Raw genomic sequence first — 16,549 nt, 5'->3', positions numbered from 1 at the left:
ACAAAAATACTTCACAGCCTCTAACTGTGAAGTATTGAAACGCAATTAAATTTTAATTTAATTTTTCAAAATATTCTTGTTGAATTTTATAAAGTTGATAATATAAACCTTTATTTTGAAATAATTGTTTATGATTTCCCTCTTCTACAAGGTGAGCAGAGTCCAGAACATATATATAATCACTATTTTTGGTCATACTCATTCTATGAGAAATGAATAATGTTGTATGATCTGAAGTAATTTTCTCCATATGGTCAAACATCTCAGCTTCTTTTATTGGGTCAAGAGCTGCTGTTGGCTCATCTAGTATATAAATCAAACTATTACGATAAATTGCACGACTTATTCCCAGTGCTTGCTTTTCCCCTCCAGAGAAATTTATTCCTTCTTTATTTAGTTGAGTTGTTAAAGGAGTATCAATTCCTTTTTTTAAAGATAGTACTTTTCTATCTAATCTTACTTTTCTTAAACTATGAATTATTTTATTTTTATTCTTATTTGCCCCTAAAGATATGTTATCAGCAACGCTCTCAGCAAAAATAAAAATATTCTGAGGGACACTAGAGAACATCTTACGATATAGGTTGATATCAAACTTATCAATGTTAATACCATTTAATGTAATATAACCAGAGGTCGGTGTAATTAACCTTAGTAATAACTTAACCAGAGTTGTCTTTCCACTTCCATTTTTACCAACAAGAGCAACTTTCTTTTTATCATTTAAAACAAGATTGATATTCTTTAGCGCAAATTTTTTACTATTAGGGTAACGATAGCTTACATTATGAAACTCAATTTCTATATTATTTTCATTAATATCTCGAATTGGCCCGTCTTTCTTATTTTTATTCCCCATATTCATAAATTCAAAATATTGATGAATCACATTCAAAGAGGCTTCACTATTTCCGATAGTATTAAATAGATTACTTAAATCGTAGATTAATAATTCCAGTGTTCCTACACTAGCTACAATCATACCTATTCCTAACCTCTTATTTATGATTATTAAACCTAAGATAATATAAAGAATACCAATTACTGTGTTAATTAAAAGTATGGGAATACTATTCAGATTAGCTACTTTTAGTTGATACTGCTTATCTTTTTCTACTCCTTCTAATACCTCTTTTCTAGCTTTTTTGAAAAAAACTTGATTTGGATCAAATATCCACAACATTTTTTTAACACTAATATCTTTAAATGCTTGCTCAAAATAATACGTCAAAAGTTGATTAAAACCGATATTATAGCTAAAAAAATCACTCATTATTTGTCCCATCTTTTTTCCTGATTTAAAGGAAATAAAGATAGGGCAACCTATTAATAATATTATTATGCCTACCAAAGCAACTTGATTAGCTACACTGATCTTTCCTTGTGTTAATAAAATCGTCACTAATATCCCTCCGGATAAGAGTAACGTTGTCATAAAATCAACCACATCATTAACCACATTTTGTACAAAACTCTGAAAACCTCCAACAAATTCCAATCCTGATTTAACATTATTGAATAAATTTCTAAATTTAGAATCTTCAAAAGTTTCGTAATCTACTTCAACTAAATGATTTGCCATATTAGTTCTTGCTCGTAAATTTATTAGTCTTGTCTGTTTCTCAGCGTAATTATCTAAAATTTTATGCAATATTGAAATAATTATAATAAGAATGATAAACGAAATTGTGACATAAATTATATTCGTATTATTCTGACTACTATTAACTAACAAATTAATTTCCATCCCTACAAACATCACATTAATAAATTGTAGAAAACTAGACATAACAGCATTACTGATCTGTAGAGCTATAATATGTGGATATAATTCATTAATTCTAGGGAGTAGTATAACAAATTCTTTTATTTTCTTTTTCATAGTACCTCTCCCTCTTGATAATATTTTGATTGACTCTGATAAAGCTGCTGATAGTCATTTGAACTTTTTATTAGCTCATCATGAGTTCCATAAGCTACAATTTTTCCTGCATCTAATAGACAAATCTTATCAGATAGAGAAATAGAAGCTAATCGATGTGAAATAAAAATAACTGTCTTCTTATTTGCTAACTCTTCAATAGTTTTATACAATTCATTTTCTCTAATAGCATCCAGAGAAGCAGAGGGTTCATCGAGAATATAAGCATTTGCATTCTTATAAAGCATTCGAGCTAACATTAATGTTTCTATCTCTCCAACAGATAATTCAATTCCACTAGGATTAATGTATTTAGTTAATACTGTCTCACCAGTTAATGTATTTCCTAAAATCTTAGATAATTCTGTCTTTCTATAAATATCTTTTAATTTATCTGTTTGAGTTCTCCTACCAATAGTAATATTGTTAGTAATTGTTGTGGCAAGCACAATATTGTCTTGAAACATTGTAGAAAATCTCGTTCTTCTTCTGGCACTATTTTCTACCTTACCATTAATTAAAATTTTTCCCGCAGTAGGTTTTAAATACCCCATTAATAAGAGCATTAAAGTAGATTTTCCAGCTCCATTTTTCCCAATAAGTGCTAAATGTTCTCCACTTTCAATCTTTAAATTAAAATCCTCAATGATATACTGACAAGAATTAGAATATTTAAATGAAACATGGGAAAACTCAATAGAAATTGGGTTTAAAGAAAGTGTTTCTTCAATTTTTTTATTACTATTAATATATTTATCACTCTGATCAATATATTTTCTTCCAATTGTCAAGTCAGCATTAGCTGACAGAAAAAGTCGAGAGTTTTTCCATAGATTAGTCACTAGAAGTTCAATATTTGCACAAAGAGTAAAATAAAATGTAAAACTTTCAATACTGATTCTTGACTTTATAGCCATCCAAATTAATAAACCATACACTACTACCATACGAATCAATGTTAAAGTTTGTAGAGAAAGTGTATTTATTAATCTTTTCTTCAATATTTGATTTTCTACTTTCTCAATTTTTCTTGAGCTATTAGAAATTTTTTCTTTCATTGTAGATACATAATTATACAATCGAATGGTTTGACTGGCTTCATCTGAAAAAGCAATTCGATTGTAGTAATTATTTTTTAAATATAAATCCTCTACCTTTTGGTTCAAATAGTTACGATCTTTCGTATATTTTCTCATCAACAATAATGCACTAAGTACCGTAATACTTATTATTGTAGGGAAAATCCAAGAAAGATGTGACATCAGAAATGTAATTACTACTAAGCTTACTCCACTACTTAAACAAGCAATTAACTCTGGAAAAAACATTGCTACTCCACTATTATCATCATCAAAACCATAATGAATACTTGTTTGACGCATTTCTTGTCTTCCTTCATCTAAACTAAGTTCGTATGGTTCCAATAAAAAAGCTTGTGCATCTCTAGCTGTAATATCCATTCTTAAATATACATTTTCCCAAAACATTTTGGTATGTAATCGATTATTCAACCAACTAATTAAACCAATACTAAAACATAAAAGAAGTAAAAATACCAATCTTAAGTAAGAAACTGTATTAGAAAAAACATATACTACATAAGCAGAAATTATTGAAGTTAGAATAACAGTTCCTAAAGTGTATAAAATAGTTAATAGTGGCCAAATTATAAATTCATTTTTCTTTCCATTAGTAAACTTTATGAGCCAATTGATATTACTAATTATTTGTTTTAGCATTATTCAAACACCTTCTTTATAGCAAAAAGATTTTAGTCCAGCTTAATATTCTTTCATCAATCAGTGACATTAAAGACAAAAAACAGCCTGTAGCACCATTTAATAGGCCTAAATCTAAAAATTCTTTCTTATTCTCGTACTTTTTACCTCGAGAAACAAAATCATAATCTCTAAATCCGAATTCTCTACTACTGTCATATTTATTTAATAATTCAATTGTTAAATTTCTTTTTATCAAGTTCACATTAATTGTATTGTTACCCTTTAAATTGAGTAAAATTGACAACAAACCTGATATTCCATGGCAAAATGTTGGAGTTTCAAGCTCCGTATCCATTAAATCTATCGTATTGATTTTATTAAAGATATTACTAATTATCTTTAATAAATAGGTATCATTTAATTGTTTTGCAACTTCAAGTAATCCATATGCTATTCCTGGTGTCCCATAACACCAGCTTTGTCTTCTTTTAAGACTATTTGGATTAATATTTTTTATATTGATTCTATCTTCCCAAGGATTAATTAATTTTTGTTTTCCTTCCTTTTTTGCAGTATAAATCTTTATGTAAATTTCAGAAATCCGCTTTAGACTTCTTTCTACTTTTAATCTATGACATTTATCTAAATACTCATTCTTACTGGCTTGAACTAATACCAACATAATTCCACCTATACCATGAGCTACCCCTAAATTTAGGATTGTCTTTGCTAACACAGAATCTAAACAGTCACATAAACACCTTACACATTTTCTAATTAAAAATTTATTATTTGAAAACAGCAGCAATGTTAATAGATTAGCAGACAATCCATTAATGAAGTCATAGTCTAGAGATTTTATAGTACCTTTTTTTATTTTTCTATCAATGATTTCCAGTCTTAATCTGACTAAATCTTCATAATTATTCTGTAATTCTGTCAAATTAATATTAACTTTACCAATTTCATTAACTACCTTTAAAGCTAGCAATACTCCGGTCAGTCCATATGCAAATGATAAAATCATTCTTTTTTGTTTCTTTAATGATGAAACAAGATAGTTTAAATATTTTTTTATTAGAGGGGTCGCAATCTGGGAATTGGTAAAAAGATTGTAATATGATAAGAAAATCAATATTGATGGATAGTTATCAAAATAATAACCTTTAAGCATTTCCTCTCCCTTATCATTTATATACATAACATTTGAATAAGAATTTAGGTCTTTATAAAAGTTATCTACTATACGTCTGATTATTTTTTCATTTATTTCCATCATATTTTCTTTTATTGCAAAATCCCTTCACTATTTTATAAGTGATATATTCAATTTTTAACTCATCTTTTCTCTCCAATAACATCCTATTAAAATGCAAATGAATAAGAGAAATACAAATAGATTTTTTATAATTTTCATCAATATTTTGTATCATTGCTGATTTCTGTTCTTTATTTTGTATTAGCTCAAATAGTTTTTGAATAGACTTAAATTTATCAGAATAAATGATTTTTCTAGAAACATCATTTGCTATTTTTCCATAGGATCTCTTATTTTCTTTTGTGTCAAAATACGATAATATTTCCTTCATTTCATCATAAGAACTTATACCAACATGAAACAGCAGTTTACATATCAACAGAGCATGATTTAAATAATTTATATTTTCAACGAAGCGTAGGCACATGCTACTATCAAAACTAAAAATATTTTCTATCGAATAGAATAAGCTTTCTCCACCATATCTTTCTATCTCTCTTTCATAAGTACTCAAGCTATACTTACTCATGTAATTAGCTTGAACAGCTTTTTTCAGTTCATTCTCTATACTATTTCTAATAGCTGTATATCTTGATAGATCTTTTATATGAAATCTGATTCTAAGATGGGGTTCAGGAATTAAATAATATATATAGAAGAATTCATCTATCGCATTTACTTCTTTTAATCTAGTTATTAAGGGTGTAACTATCTTTTTTAATACATCCTTAAACAAGATTCTTGGAGTATAAATCTGATAGTATAACCATTTATCGTTATTACTAGGTACCACAATACGATTGCATTTGTTAAGATAAGAAATCGAAAATAATTTTTGTTGTGTGCTTTTTAATTTCTTAAACGAAAATACATATTCTGTGGGAGATACACTATTCGAAGATATATCTTCAATAAGACTTATTCTTCTATTTTTATGTAATTTACTTAGTAGTTCTTCTATATCATTATTTTTTCTCAAATCAAATTTTAGCTTTACATCGTTTTCTAAATAAAATACTCTATATGGACAATTCCAATTACATAAATACTTACGTAATTTTGAAATTTGTACATCCCGATTCTGTGCATCAGAAATAATGTCACTAGTTATTTCCCAGCGAGCAGGATTCAATATAACATGTTTATACGTAAATCGAGGTATTCTTGGAAAAGAGACATTATTAATGTAATTTAATAGAGAAAAATTATTTATTTTGTTTAAATACGATACTTCAATTAAAAATCTTAAGATAGGAGAATAAGCATCATATCTCTTAAAATTAATCATAGAAGTTATTCTAAAAGAAACTTGCTTTTGATTTTTCACATTAATAAATGCGAATTTCATAACATTTTGATCATTACTATAAGCACACACTGCAATTTCATCAAGATTTAATTTATTTTTTTGAGAATCACTAAATCCTACTACTAAACTAGACTGATCAAAACTGTTTTCTTTATTATCTAAATCCGATAATTTATTATTAAACAAAGGTTCGTAAATTTCTATTTCTGATGTCTTTTCTTTTTGATTTTCAAACACATAATTAAATCTCCCCCATACATTTTTGGGCGAATTAAATCCTGTATTAGGATTTATGGCCAAATAATAATTTTTATTTCTAAAAATAGGAGTGGTAAAAAGATCATAACCTAATGGAAATATCTTATGATCTTTACGTTTAATTTTTTTATCGACTTCATTAGTTATGTCAATTATTAATTTATTATTATGTATATCTTTTAAAATTTTTTCGTCTATAATATTTTGAATTTTATTATCTAAATCTGATCCTTCTGGCAATTTAAAAATAGAATATGGATTTCCTAAACCTCTAATAGGATCAAAAACTGTTTTTAAGGGTACAGCAACATTTATTCCATATTTTTCAACGAATTGATTTAAATAGCGTTTTATAGTAGTGTCATATTTTTGTTCCGTGGCCGTTTTTTCAAAAAATTGGAGCTTTATTATTCCATTTTATTAATTTATTAAAATATTCTATTGAATTATTATTTAAAGGATCCAAAGACGTAATCAAAATTTTCTTTTTTATAAGCTCAGATATAAATTGTAAAATATTTTCTTTGGAATAATTAGATGCAGGTAACACATCCCTAAGAGAATACAAAAGTGTTTCAACATCAATAAAATGCTGCGTTAATTTTTTTATTTTTGACAGTATTTCCGTATTAGCAATAGATATTGTTTCATTATTTCTATATAAAAATAAACGAACAGACTATATAATTAATTCATTCCATTGAACTTGTACTTTACTAATATTATTTAAACTTGCTAATAGTTTATCTCTAATCAGCATTAGCCATTCCATAGTGGGATAGACCTTTTTATATTTTTGATTTTCTAAGCTAGTTGTTTTTTCACGTTCTCCTATTCCAACAGTCGTAAATATTCCATACGGGGTTGCTCGAGAATTTATTCTTTTAGAATAATCTCTTAATGAATTTACAACTTTTAACTTTGATTTAGAATTTAAGGTACTATAGTTACATATTGATTTATATAAAGATGGACTTGATATTAAAATCGCTTCTAAAAAAGTTTTATCAATTTTAATTTGATTATTTTTAATATTGAAATGAATATTAATATCATTGTTTGAAATTCTTACTTGGACACTATTTAAAACTTCATTATTCATAATACACAAAAGGCCTCTACCAAAAAGCAGAGACCTCCTCCAAAATAAATACGCTAATGACTAACCTTGTGACTTTGAAGGGCCATTACAACAACCTGTAGATGTGACTCCACTAGCTTCTAAAATAACTTCTAAATTATCTGCTAAATCAAACTTTTCTACATCTAAATTTAATTCTTTCATAATTTAAACTCCTATCTTTTTGCTTTAATTCATTAATTAGACTTAGGTAAAACTGGCAATGTAACTATAATCATCATCTGCTCTCCTCTCTAATTAACATTTAATTAAACTATAATCATTTTTTAGCTGTATTTGTTAAAATTTGCAAATTTGCAAATTTATTTTGGCAAGTTCATTATGAATTTCTCATAACCTGAGAAAGATAACACTTTTAGCAACTCATTAACTTTTTTTTGATCATTTGTAAATAATGCTTCAAAATATTGGCCAAGTAACTTGTACATTAATAAATCTGGGATAGCTGGCATATTATAAAGGATCAACAAAACTTGACTTAATTGAGTTCTATCATTGTCTTTATAGCTTCTCCCTAAATAATTAATACAGATAGAACCTATTCTTCTCTGTCTTTCAAAAGAATATTGATTTATTGTGTTCCCATATCTTTTCACAATTTCTTTCATATACATATTTAATCGATCCATATTAAAGATCATCATTGAACTCCCAAATAATTGTAGAAAAACCTTATCTGTTGTCCAATCTTCAGCTTCATCTAGTTTTTTTGAAAATTTTTCTACTATTTTTGGATCAAGATCATCAAGATTATTTTCTAAAATTTTTTCCATCAAAGTAGCGTCTAATAATAAAGTAGTAATAGCATCATTTTTCTTAGCTTCTTCTTTAATTTGCTTTATCTTATTAAGATCTCGTTCATAAAATGCAACAGCCAATTCATTTAGTTTTTTATCTTCTAGTTCCTTACTGTCTCTTTGATCCTTTGGATTTAATAAATCAGTAATATTAATATGATTCAGCTGCACTATTTTAAAAAATTCATTCGTCCTTAAATCCTGCTCTCCACTTTCTACGCGTGAATACTGGGAAACGGAAACTATTCCACCTAGAAATTTTTTCTGTGTTAAGTGTCTCTTTTTACGTTCTTGATATAAAAATTTGCCTATCTCGGTTCTTTCCATTGTTCCTACCATATTTTTCCTATTTCTTTATTTACCAATAATTTTAAGTCAATTAGAATTGATCTTCACTCTGTTTTCATATGAATTATATAAAAAAATTCTCCATGCCTAATTACATGAAGAATTTTTCTAACATTAAATATATGCATTTTTCTGTAAGTTATACATTTCTTGATATTTTGCATTTTTATTTAATAAATTAGCATGAGTATCAAAGCCACTAACTTTTCCACTATCAAGAAAGAGTACTTTATCAGCAAACTTAACTGCAGATAATCTGTGTGTAACAAAGAATATCGTCTTTTGGTTGTTTTCTCTTAAAAATCGCTCATAAATTTCTGCTTCACTCTTAGCATCTAACGCTGCTGTCGGTTCATCTAAAAATTCAATTTTTCCATCTGCATATAAGTCTCGTGCTAAAGCAATCTTCTGCCATTGACCACCAGATAAGTCAGTTCCATTTTCAAAATCTTTAGCTAGAATCGTGCCTAGTTGTAGATGATCATTTGCCAGCAAATTCTCTAAGCCTGCTGCTTTCAAAACATTATTTACTCGCTCTTTGTTAAATGAATATCCCGTAATCACATTTTCTTTAAGCGTTAACTTAAAACGAGAAAAATCTTGGAAAGTAGCTGATAAATTTTTATGTAAGTCAAAAATATTAAAATCTTTTAAATTATCATCATCAATCGAAATAGCTCCAGTAGTCGGGTCATAAAATCGCATTAACAACTTTACTAAAGTAGATTTTCCTGATCCATTTTCACCAACAATTGCGATCTTTTCACCACTATTTACTGAAAAACTAACATTGTGTAAAACTTCATCATCAGAAAATGGGTATGTAAATGAAAGATCCTTAACTTCAATCTTCTTAAACTCATCTGGAAATTCTTGCCTTCCATTTTCAAAATTATCGTGATATTCAAGAAAATTAAAGTATTTTTCAATCCACAGTAAAGAATCATAAAGCAGACTGCTATCTTCCACCACGCGTGCCATACTTGTGGAAATATAACCAATTACAGAAACAAACATTAACAAAACGCCGACTTCTAGAGCACCTGTTCTTACCGAGTTAGTAAACCAATAAAAACCGTAACCAAACACTCCAACAGTTAGAAGAACAAATACTGAGCTAACAGCAAGTTGCTTTTTACGAATTTGATTTACATCCCTTTTAGTCTGTTCAAATAAGGTCGTATACTTTTCAATAATTTTAGGAAACATATTAAAAAGTCGAACTTCTTTAGCATCCCTGCGGTCTAACAACAAACTACTATAGTAATGTAGATATCTTGCATTCTTGCTTCTTTCAACCATTGTTTCAAATGATTGCTGCTGAATACGGTAGTAAGAAATACTCTGCGGTACCATTACAACTAATAATAAAAGCGCCAGCCACCAATTATAACGAGCCAAGTACACTAACATAAAAGCTAACGTTAGAAACGACTGCAAAACTGATACTCCAAAAACAATTAAGTTAACTGGACGCCAGCTTGCATCATCTCGAAGCATTTGTAAATCATCAAAGTATTTACTGTCATCAAAAATCCTAATTGATTGTAAATCTTCAGATTTTTTCATCAAACTAATGTTAATGAAACCTGTTAATTTATCAGTTAAAATTCCCTGCACCATTGTTGATAAAGATGGTAAAAATTGTTGAAACGCAGTTGCTACAATCCAGACAATGATCATTTCCATAAAGGGTGAATGATTAGTAACCTGATCAATTACTTTTTGTCCAGCTGCTACGGCAATTAACGGAACTACCGCTTGCAAGGGTGCTAATAATAAAACACAAGCCGCAATTAGAGGTGCTGATTTAAAGAATAAATGATAAGTCCTAGCTAATTCTTTGAAGTACTGATTTAATTTTTTAACGTGATTCATTTTGTCCTCCTTGATGAACGGATTCAACAAAATGAATTGTAATTATTCTCCGCTCATCTATTATTTATTGTCTTGTAAATTTTGATGAGCATTTAATACTACTGTCGGCATAATTTGATCCTCCTTATTTAATATTTTTATTAGATTATACTATATAAATCCATTTTTTATTAATAATATGTTAATTAATATAGAATTTCCTATTTAAAGAATTAGTTACTTTTTTTAGTATAATATTTTTTCCAATAGTAAATAGACAATACAGTAAAAATAACTACACCGATTAATAGTATGTATTCCCCTTGTATTACTAAATACAGACAAAATAAAGTCACATACGTACATATTAACGCTTCGTATAAAATTGGAATTCTTGGTCGAATAATATAATAGAGAATAAAACTTACGATTATTGATAGTATTATAAGATAAAATTGAAATTGATTATTCATACGTAACTCATTCCATTATTGTAAAATATGAAAACTATATGTCATGTTCCAATTCAAATCCATATAAATCTGATTATGAAAATGATTATATTTCCAGGCAATTATTTTTTATATTTATCATTTTACTCACATCTTTAGTGCAAAATAAAAAGTGTCTAAATTGACACCTTTAAAATTTCAGAAATTTTATTCATATCATTGTTAGTAAAAAAGTCTAGGATATCCTGTATTTTTTTATCATCGCCTTGAAAATATGCTCTATAAAAATTTTTCATTATTTTTCCAAAGCAATTTAATGGTTTTACGGGTAAATTGTCTAATAAAATGAATATATCTTCTACTAAGTCTAAATTTTGTGATGATGATCGAATCAATAGGGACAGATAATTAACCATTATTGAAGAAACTAAAATTTGCATCTCTCGTGGAAAGTTTTCAATATTAATATATTTTTTCAAAAGAGATGTTACTATTGGTTTCATTTCTTGATCTGACCATAAAGGAAGACTTATTGAGAATAGACTGAGATTTTCTTTATTCCAATTTTCTGCTTTGAAAATTAGAGATTTAACATGTTTTTTCATTTCATCAGGTAAAGTATCTATACTTCCCTTTAAATTCGCCTTATTCAGCATAATCATCGATTTTAAAAGATCTTTAGTATAGTTATCTGTTTTAATATTTGGTATTTCTAATTCTAGTTCTTTAACCTTATTCAAGTCTTGATCATAGTATGCCTGGCTTAACTGCTCTTCCCAATATTCTTTATCAATTTTATTATCCTTAACCCCGCATTTTACTAGAAATTCACTAATATCAACATCATGCATTTCTAAAATCTTAATTAAATCACTGGCATTAATCTCGTGGATTCCTCGTTCAATTTTAGAATAATAAGATTTCGTTAAAATAGGATATGCCATCTCGGTTTGAGATAATCCTAGATTTTTTCTAGTTTCTTTTAAAGCTTCGCCAATGGTCATCGTCGTCATCTTCTTTCTTAATAAAAAATTAAATTGTAATTTTTTATTAAGACATTATACTCTACTACACAAAAACACTCCATGATCATCAAAAATCATGGAGTGTTTTATCAATTTATTAAATTAGTAAATGTAATTAGTTTCTAAATTACATTCCCATGCCCATAGCTGGGTTTGGAGCTGCAGGAGCTTGGTTCTTGTCATCTTCTGGAGCGTCAGCAACAACAGCTTCAGTAGTTAATAACAAGGCAGCAATTGAAGCAGCATTTTGAAGTGCTGAACGAGTTACCTTAGTTGGGTCGATGATACCAGCCTTAACCATGTTTTCCCACTTGTTAGTTGCAGCATTGTAACCAACTTCTGGGTCTTCATGCTCTAAGTGGTCTAAGATAACAGCACCATCTTTACCAGCGTTTTCAGCAATTTGACGTACAGGAGCGCCTAAAGCCTTCATAACAATCTTAACACCAGTTTCTGCGTCTTCGCTGTCACCCTTAACAGTGCCTTGGATGGACTTCATAACATCAACTAATGCAGTACCACCACCAGCAACGTAACCTTCTTCAACAGCAGCACGGGTTGCGTTCAAAGCGTCTTCGATTCTGTACTTTCTTTCCTTTAATTCGGTTTCAGTAGCAGCACCAACCTTGATGACAGCAACACCACCAGCAAGTTTAGCAAGACGTTCTTGTAATTTTTCACGGTCAAAGTCTGAAGTAGTGTCAGCAATTTGTTTCTTAATTTGATCTACACGTTCTGCAATAGCTTCCTTAGAACCAGCACCTTCAACAATAGTAGTTGAATCCTTGGTTACAGTAACCTTGCCAGCCTTACCTAATTGATCAATCTTAGTGTCCTTTAATTCAAGACCTAAGTCTGAAGAAATTACAGTACCACCAGTTAAGATAGCAATATCTTCAAGCATTGCCTTACGACGGTCACCAAAGCCAGGAGCCTTAACAGCAACAACGTTGAAAGTACCACGGATCTTGTTCAAAACAAGAGTTGGAAGAGCTTCACCATCAACATCATCAGCAATGATTAATAAGCTCTTACCTTGTTGAACGATTTCTTGTAATAATGGCAAGATATCTTGAATGTTAGAAATCTGCTTGTCAGTAATCAAAATGTAAGGGTTGTCTAAGTCTGCTTCCATCTTGTCATTGTCAGTTACCATGTATTGTGATAAGTAACCACGATCGAATTGCATACCTTCAACTACTGAAAGTTCAGTATCAATACCCTTTGATTCTTCAATAGTAATAACACCATCGTGACCAACTTTTTCCATTGCGTCAGCGATTAAGTTACCAACTTCAGTTGAAGCTGATGAAACAGAAGCAACTTGAGCAATTTCGTCCTTAGTACTTACCTTGTGGCTAATCTTGTGTAATTCGTCAACAGCTGCCTTAGTAGCAGTTTCAATACCGCGACGAATACCAACAGGGTTTGCACCAGCAGTAACGTTCTTCATACCTTCACGAACGATTGCTTGAGTTAAAACAGTAGCAGTAGTAGTACCGTCACCAGCAATGTCGTTAGTCTTTTGTGCAGCCTCAGAAACAAGCTTTGCACCCATGTTTTCAAAATGGTTTTCTAATTCAATACTCTTGGCGATAGTAACACCATCGTTAGTAATGTCAGGAGCACCATAACTCTTTTCCAAAACAACATTTCTACCCTTAGGGCCTAAAGTTGTCTTAACAGTATCTGCTAATTTATCAACACCTTTTAATAATGAGTGTCTTGCATTTTCAGAAAATTTAATCTCTTTAGCCATATTATATGCCACCTTTTATTTCAAATTTTATTACTTAACGACAGCTAATAAGTCGCTTTCACGAAGAACTAAGTACTTTTCGCCTTCGTACTTCAAATTAGTGCCAGAGTATTTATCAAAGAATACAGTTTCACCTTTTGCAACTGACATAGGAATTAAGTCGCCATTTGCGTTGCGCTTACCATTTCCTACGGCAATAATTTCGCCCATTTGAGGCTTTTCTTTAGCGTTAGAAGCCAGGACAATGCCTCCAACTTTTTCTTCTTCTTCGTCTTTTACTTTAACGATCACGCGATCACCGATTGGTTGTAACACGTTAGTCCCTCCTGTACATAATTTAAATCTATAATTATATTACTTAGCACTCATATATTATAAGTGCTAACTTACAATTACGATAGTACATTGTTTATAAAAGAAAAGCAAGTATTTAGACACAAAAATTAGCACTTTTATCATCAGAGTGCTAAAAAGTGCTAATTTACTCATAAATGTAGATTAATTTTGGTAATTTTTTGATAAAATTAAACACGCACAAAAAGTTAAATATGCGGTGGTACTTTCGTTTGAGGAGATGATGCCAATGGTGTAATAACTATGGTTCAGAGTCTTACTGAAGGGAGGTACACTTTGCTTTATGACAGCCTTTTTTGGTGCTGTCCTTACCTTTATTGGTCTCTTAGACTGTATTGTTCTAGCTTTAATAAAACTAGTAAACGATGCAGACAAGTTGGCGCAAGCTGTAAAAAGACTGATAAAGTCTATCCACGATTTGTGGAAGAGAAAATAGAGCAAATGAAAAAGCCGCTCAATAACTGAAGTGCCTCATAATTGTTAGACATAAAATCTAATAATTATGAGGTATTTTTTTATGACCAAATATTCGACTGAATTAAAAATTGAAATTGTTTCCAAATATTTAAATCATGAAGATTCAATAAAAGGTTTAGCTAAACAATATAATATTCATTGGACTCTTATTCGTAGGTGGGTTGATAAGGCTAAGTGTCAAGGTTTAGCTGCCTTATCTGTTAAACATACTAAAACTACTTATTCTTCTGACTTTAGGCTAAATGTGGTACGCTACTACTTAACACATTCTATTGGAGTTTCAAAGGTAGCGGCTAAGTTTAATATTAGTGATTCTCAAGTATACAATTGGGCTAAAAAGTTCAATGAAGAAGGATACGCTGGGCTGCTGCCTAAACAGAAAGGTCGGCCTAGGAAAGTGCCTAAAAAGAGTAAGAAGACAACTAAAAAGTTAGAACTTAGTGAAAAGCAAAAGTATGAAGAAAAAATTCTTAAGCAGGAAGCTGAATTAGAAAGACTTAGAGTGGAAAATCTTGTCTTAAAAAAAGTGGCTGCCCGATATCCACGTTATCCAACAAACAAAAAACACAATTAATACAGGATATTCGGGCAAAACACCATCAAATTAAACTTAAGGTCTTATTTAAGGTGCTTAAATTAAATAGAAAGACTTACTATGACAATGTAAAAAATAGAATTAATCAAGCTGATAAGTATGCTTTAGTAAAAGAGAAGATTCAAGAAATCTATTATGGCTATGAAGGACAAGAAACATATGGTTATCGTCCTATGTGGGGAGCGTTAAGAGATGAAGGATTTAAATTTTCTCTAGAAACAGTACGTAAGTTAATGAGAAGTTTAGGAATAAAAACAACAATTTATCATAAAAATACTGGTAAATATAGTTCGTATAAGGGTAATGTAGGAAAGAAAGCACCAAATATCCTAAATCAAACTTTTGATGAAACTATCCCCTATAAAGTTCTTCATACCGATGTAACCGAATATAAACTAACTAACGGCAAGAAAGTTTATATTTCTCCTGTAGTAGATGAAGCTTCTTTGGAGATTCTAGCTTGTGCAGTAAGTTACTCTCCTGAAATGAAAACTATTTATAATATGCTAGATGAACTAGCAGATAATCTTCCACCAGGAGCTGCTCCTATCCTTCATTCAGATCAAGGCTTTCAATATCAGAATCCAGGCTATCAGGCTCGACTAAAGAAAATGAATATAATTCAAAGCATGTCCCGAAAAGGAAATTGTCATGATAATGCACCAGGAGAAACGATATTTAATCTAATGAAGAGAGAAAAACTGAATCGACTTAAGATTGGAAGTTTAGAAGAGATGAAGGAAATTCTGAAAGATTATATTTATTGGTTTAACAATGTTAGAAGATCAAACAAATTAAAATACACGACTCCTGTAAAATACAGAAATCGTGTATTATCAAATCTTTAAAATTTTATAAATGTCTAACTTTTCTATGGCACTTCATAACTTTTGGCAGAGTTGCTAGCGACTTTTTTGTTTGCATCAATATTTGCCACCGCACTTTTAGCGGCTTGTGATTTGAGAGAGCTATTGGTAGTAGCTCTCTTTTTTATGCTATAAATAGTTTACAGCATTACATTTATAAGTTCAATTTCTAGCTTTAATAAAACTAGTAAACAATGCACAAAAGCTTGTAAAAGCTATAGAGAAACTAATAAAGACTATCCACGATTTGTGGAAGAGAAAATAGAGCAAACTAAAAAGCCGCTTGATAACTTTTGGCGGAGTTGATAGCGACTTTTAGTTTGTTATTAATCTTGCCACCGCATTTTAGCGGCTTGTGATTTGAGAGCTATTACCAGTAACTCTCTTTTTTGCTATAAATAGTTTACTTCT

General features: G+C 29.7%; 11 protein-coding genes and 1 pseudogene. 1 reads left to right on the top strand and 11 read right to left on the bottom strand.

Going from position 1 to position 16,549, the window contains the following annotated elements:
* Window positions 1-52 precede the first annotated feature (52 nt).
* The 11 genes and pseudogenes from GTO82_RS02380 to groES form a co-directional block, all read right to left on the bottom strand.
* On the bottom strand, window positions 53-1,882 hold the full coding sequence (locus tag GTO82_RS02380) for an ABC transporter ATP-binding protein (protein ID WP_180873612.1): 1,830 nt from the start codon (window positions 1,880-1,882) through the stop codon (window positions 53-55).
* A complete protein-coding gene (locus GTO82_RS02375; RefSeq protein ID WP_180873611.1) occupies window positions 1,879-3,660 on the bottom strand; it encodes an ATP-binding cassette domain-containing protein in 1,782 nt (593 codons plus the stop codon). The genes GTO82_RS02380 and GTO82_RS02375 overlap by 4 nt, the downstream gene beginning before the upstream one ends.
* 16 nt (window positions 3,661-3,676) lie before the next feature.
* Entirely contained in the window at window positions 3,677-4,918 is a 1,242-nt protein-coding gene (locus GTO82_RS02370) for a lanthionine synthetase LanC family protein (protein ID WP_180873610.1), read from the bottom strand.
* Window positions 4,905-6,782, bottom strand: coding sequence for a lantibiotic dehydratase (locus tag GTO82_RS02365; RefSeq protein WP_260983192.1), 1,878 nt, complete (start codon window positions 6,780-6,782; stop codon window positions 4,905-4,907). The genes GTO82_RS02370 and GTO82_RS02365 overlap by 14 nt, the downstream gene beginning before the upstream one ends.
* Window positions 6,783-6,855: 73 nt before the next feature.
* Window positions 6,856-7,569 (bottom strand): annotated as a pseudogene (locus GTO82_RS09700) (lantibiotic dehydratase).
* A 60-nt stretch (window positions 7,570-7,629) separates the two neighbouring features.
* Window positions 7,630-7,752, bottom strand: coding sequence for a hypothetical protein (locus tag GTO82_RS09695; protein WP_260983172.1), 123 nt, complete (start codon window positions 7,750-7,752; stop codon window positions 7,630-7,632).
* Between the two features lie 158 nt (window positions 7,753-7,910).
* Window positions 7,911-8,744 carry a helix-turn-helix domain-containing protein gene (locus GTO82_RS02350; protein ID WP_180873607.1) on the bottom strand — a complete coding sequence of 278 codons (834 nt, stop codon included), beginning with the start codon at window positions 8,742-8,744 and terminating at the stop codon, window positions 7,911-7,913.
* 123 nt (window positions 8,745-8,867) lie between these two features.
* On the bottom strand, window positions 8,868-10,631 hold the full coding sequence (locus GTO82_RS02345) for an ABC transporter ATP-binding protein (protein WP_180873606.1): 1,764 nt from the start codon (window positions 10,629-10,631) through the stop codon (window positions 8,868-8,870).
* 607 nt (window positions 10,632-11,238) lie between these two features.
* Window positions 11,239-12,066, bottom strand: a complete 828-nt coding sequence (locus GTO82_RS02340) for a helix-turn-helix domain-containing protein (protein WP_180873605.1) — start codon at window positions 12,064-12,066, stop codon at window positions 11,239-11,241.
* A gap of 148 nt (window positions 12,067-12,214) precedes the next feature.
* Window positions 12,215-13,846 carry a chaperonin GroEL gene (gene groL, locus GTO82_RS02335; protein ID WP_180873604.1) on the bottom strand — a complete coding sequence of 544 codons (1,632 nt, stop codon included), beginning with the start codon at window positions 13,844-13,846 and terminating at the stop codon, window positions 12,215-12,217.
* A gap of 30 nt (window positions 13,847-13,876) precedes the next feature.
* The gene (gene groES / locus GTO82_RS02330; RefSeq protein WP_003647727.1) at window positions 13,877-14,161 is read right to left on the bottom strand and encodes a co-chaperone GroES; all 285 of its coding nucleotides are present in this window, start codon (window positions 14,159-14,161) and stop codon (window positions 13,877-13,879) included.
* A gap of 556 nt (window positions 14,162-14,717) precedes the next feature.
* Between groES and GTO82_RS02325 the strand changes: the two genes are divergently transcribed.
* Window positions 14,718-16,120 (top strand): IS3-like element IS1223 family transposase gene (locus GTO82_RS02325; RefSeq protein WP_127835455.1). Its coding sequence is split into 2 segments (ribosomal slippage): window positions 14,718-15,192 and window positions 15,192-16,120, totalling 1,404 coding nucleotides; the frame shifts between segments, so codons are not numbered across the junction.
* The last annotated feature ends 429 nt before the right edge of the window (window positions 16,121-16,549 follow it).

The sequence above is a fragment of the Lactobacillus johnsonii genome, from assembly GCF_013487865.1.
GTDB lineage: Bacteria > Bacillota > Bacilli > Lactobacillales > Lactobacillaceae > Lactobacillus > Lactobacillus johnsonii_A.
Note: the sequence above shows the minus strand (reverse complement) of the source record. Positions and strands in the feature narration are given on the sequence as shown.

What these genes read in the sequence shown, in the direction of transcription:
- GTO82_RS02380 (WP_180873612.1), bottom strand. Translation starts at nt 1,882, where the DNA reads ATGAAAAAGAAAATAAAAGAATTTGTTATACTACTCCCTAGAATTAAT.
- GTO82_RS02375 (WP_180873611.1), bottom strand. Translation starts at nt 3,660, where the DNA reads ATGCTAAAACAAATAATTAGTAATATCAATTGGCTCATAAAGTTTACT.
- GTO82_RS02370 (WP_180873610.1), bottom strand. Translation starts at nt 4,918, where the DNA reads ATGGAAATAAATGAAAAAATAATCAGACGTATAGTAGATAACTTTTAT.
- GTO82_RS09695 (WP_260983172.1), bottom strand. Translation starts at nt 7,752, where the DNA reads ATGAAAGAATTAAATTTAGATGTAGAAAAGTTTGATTTAGCAGATAAT.
- GTO82_RS02350 (WP_180873607.1), bottom strand. Translation starts at nt 8,744, where the DNA reads ATGGTAGGAACAATGGAAAGAACCGAGATAGGCAAATTTTTATATCAA.
- GTO82_RS02345 (WP_180873606.1), bottom strand. Translation starts at nt 10,631, where the DNA reads ATGAATCACGTTAAAAAATTAAATCAGTACTTCAAAGAATTAGCTAGG.
- GTO82_RS02340 (WP_180873605.1), bottom strand. Translation starts at nt 12,066, where the DNA reads ATGACCATTGGCGAAGCTTTAAAAGAAACTAGAAAAAATCTAGGATTA.
- groL (WP_180873604.1), bottom strand. Translation starts at nt 13,846, where the DNA reads ATGGCTAAAGAGATTAAATTTTCTGAAAATGCAAGACACTCATTATTA.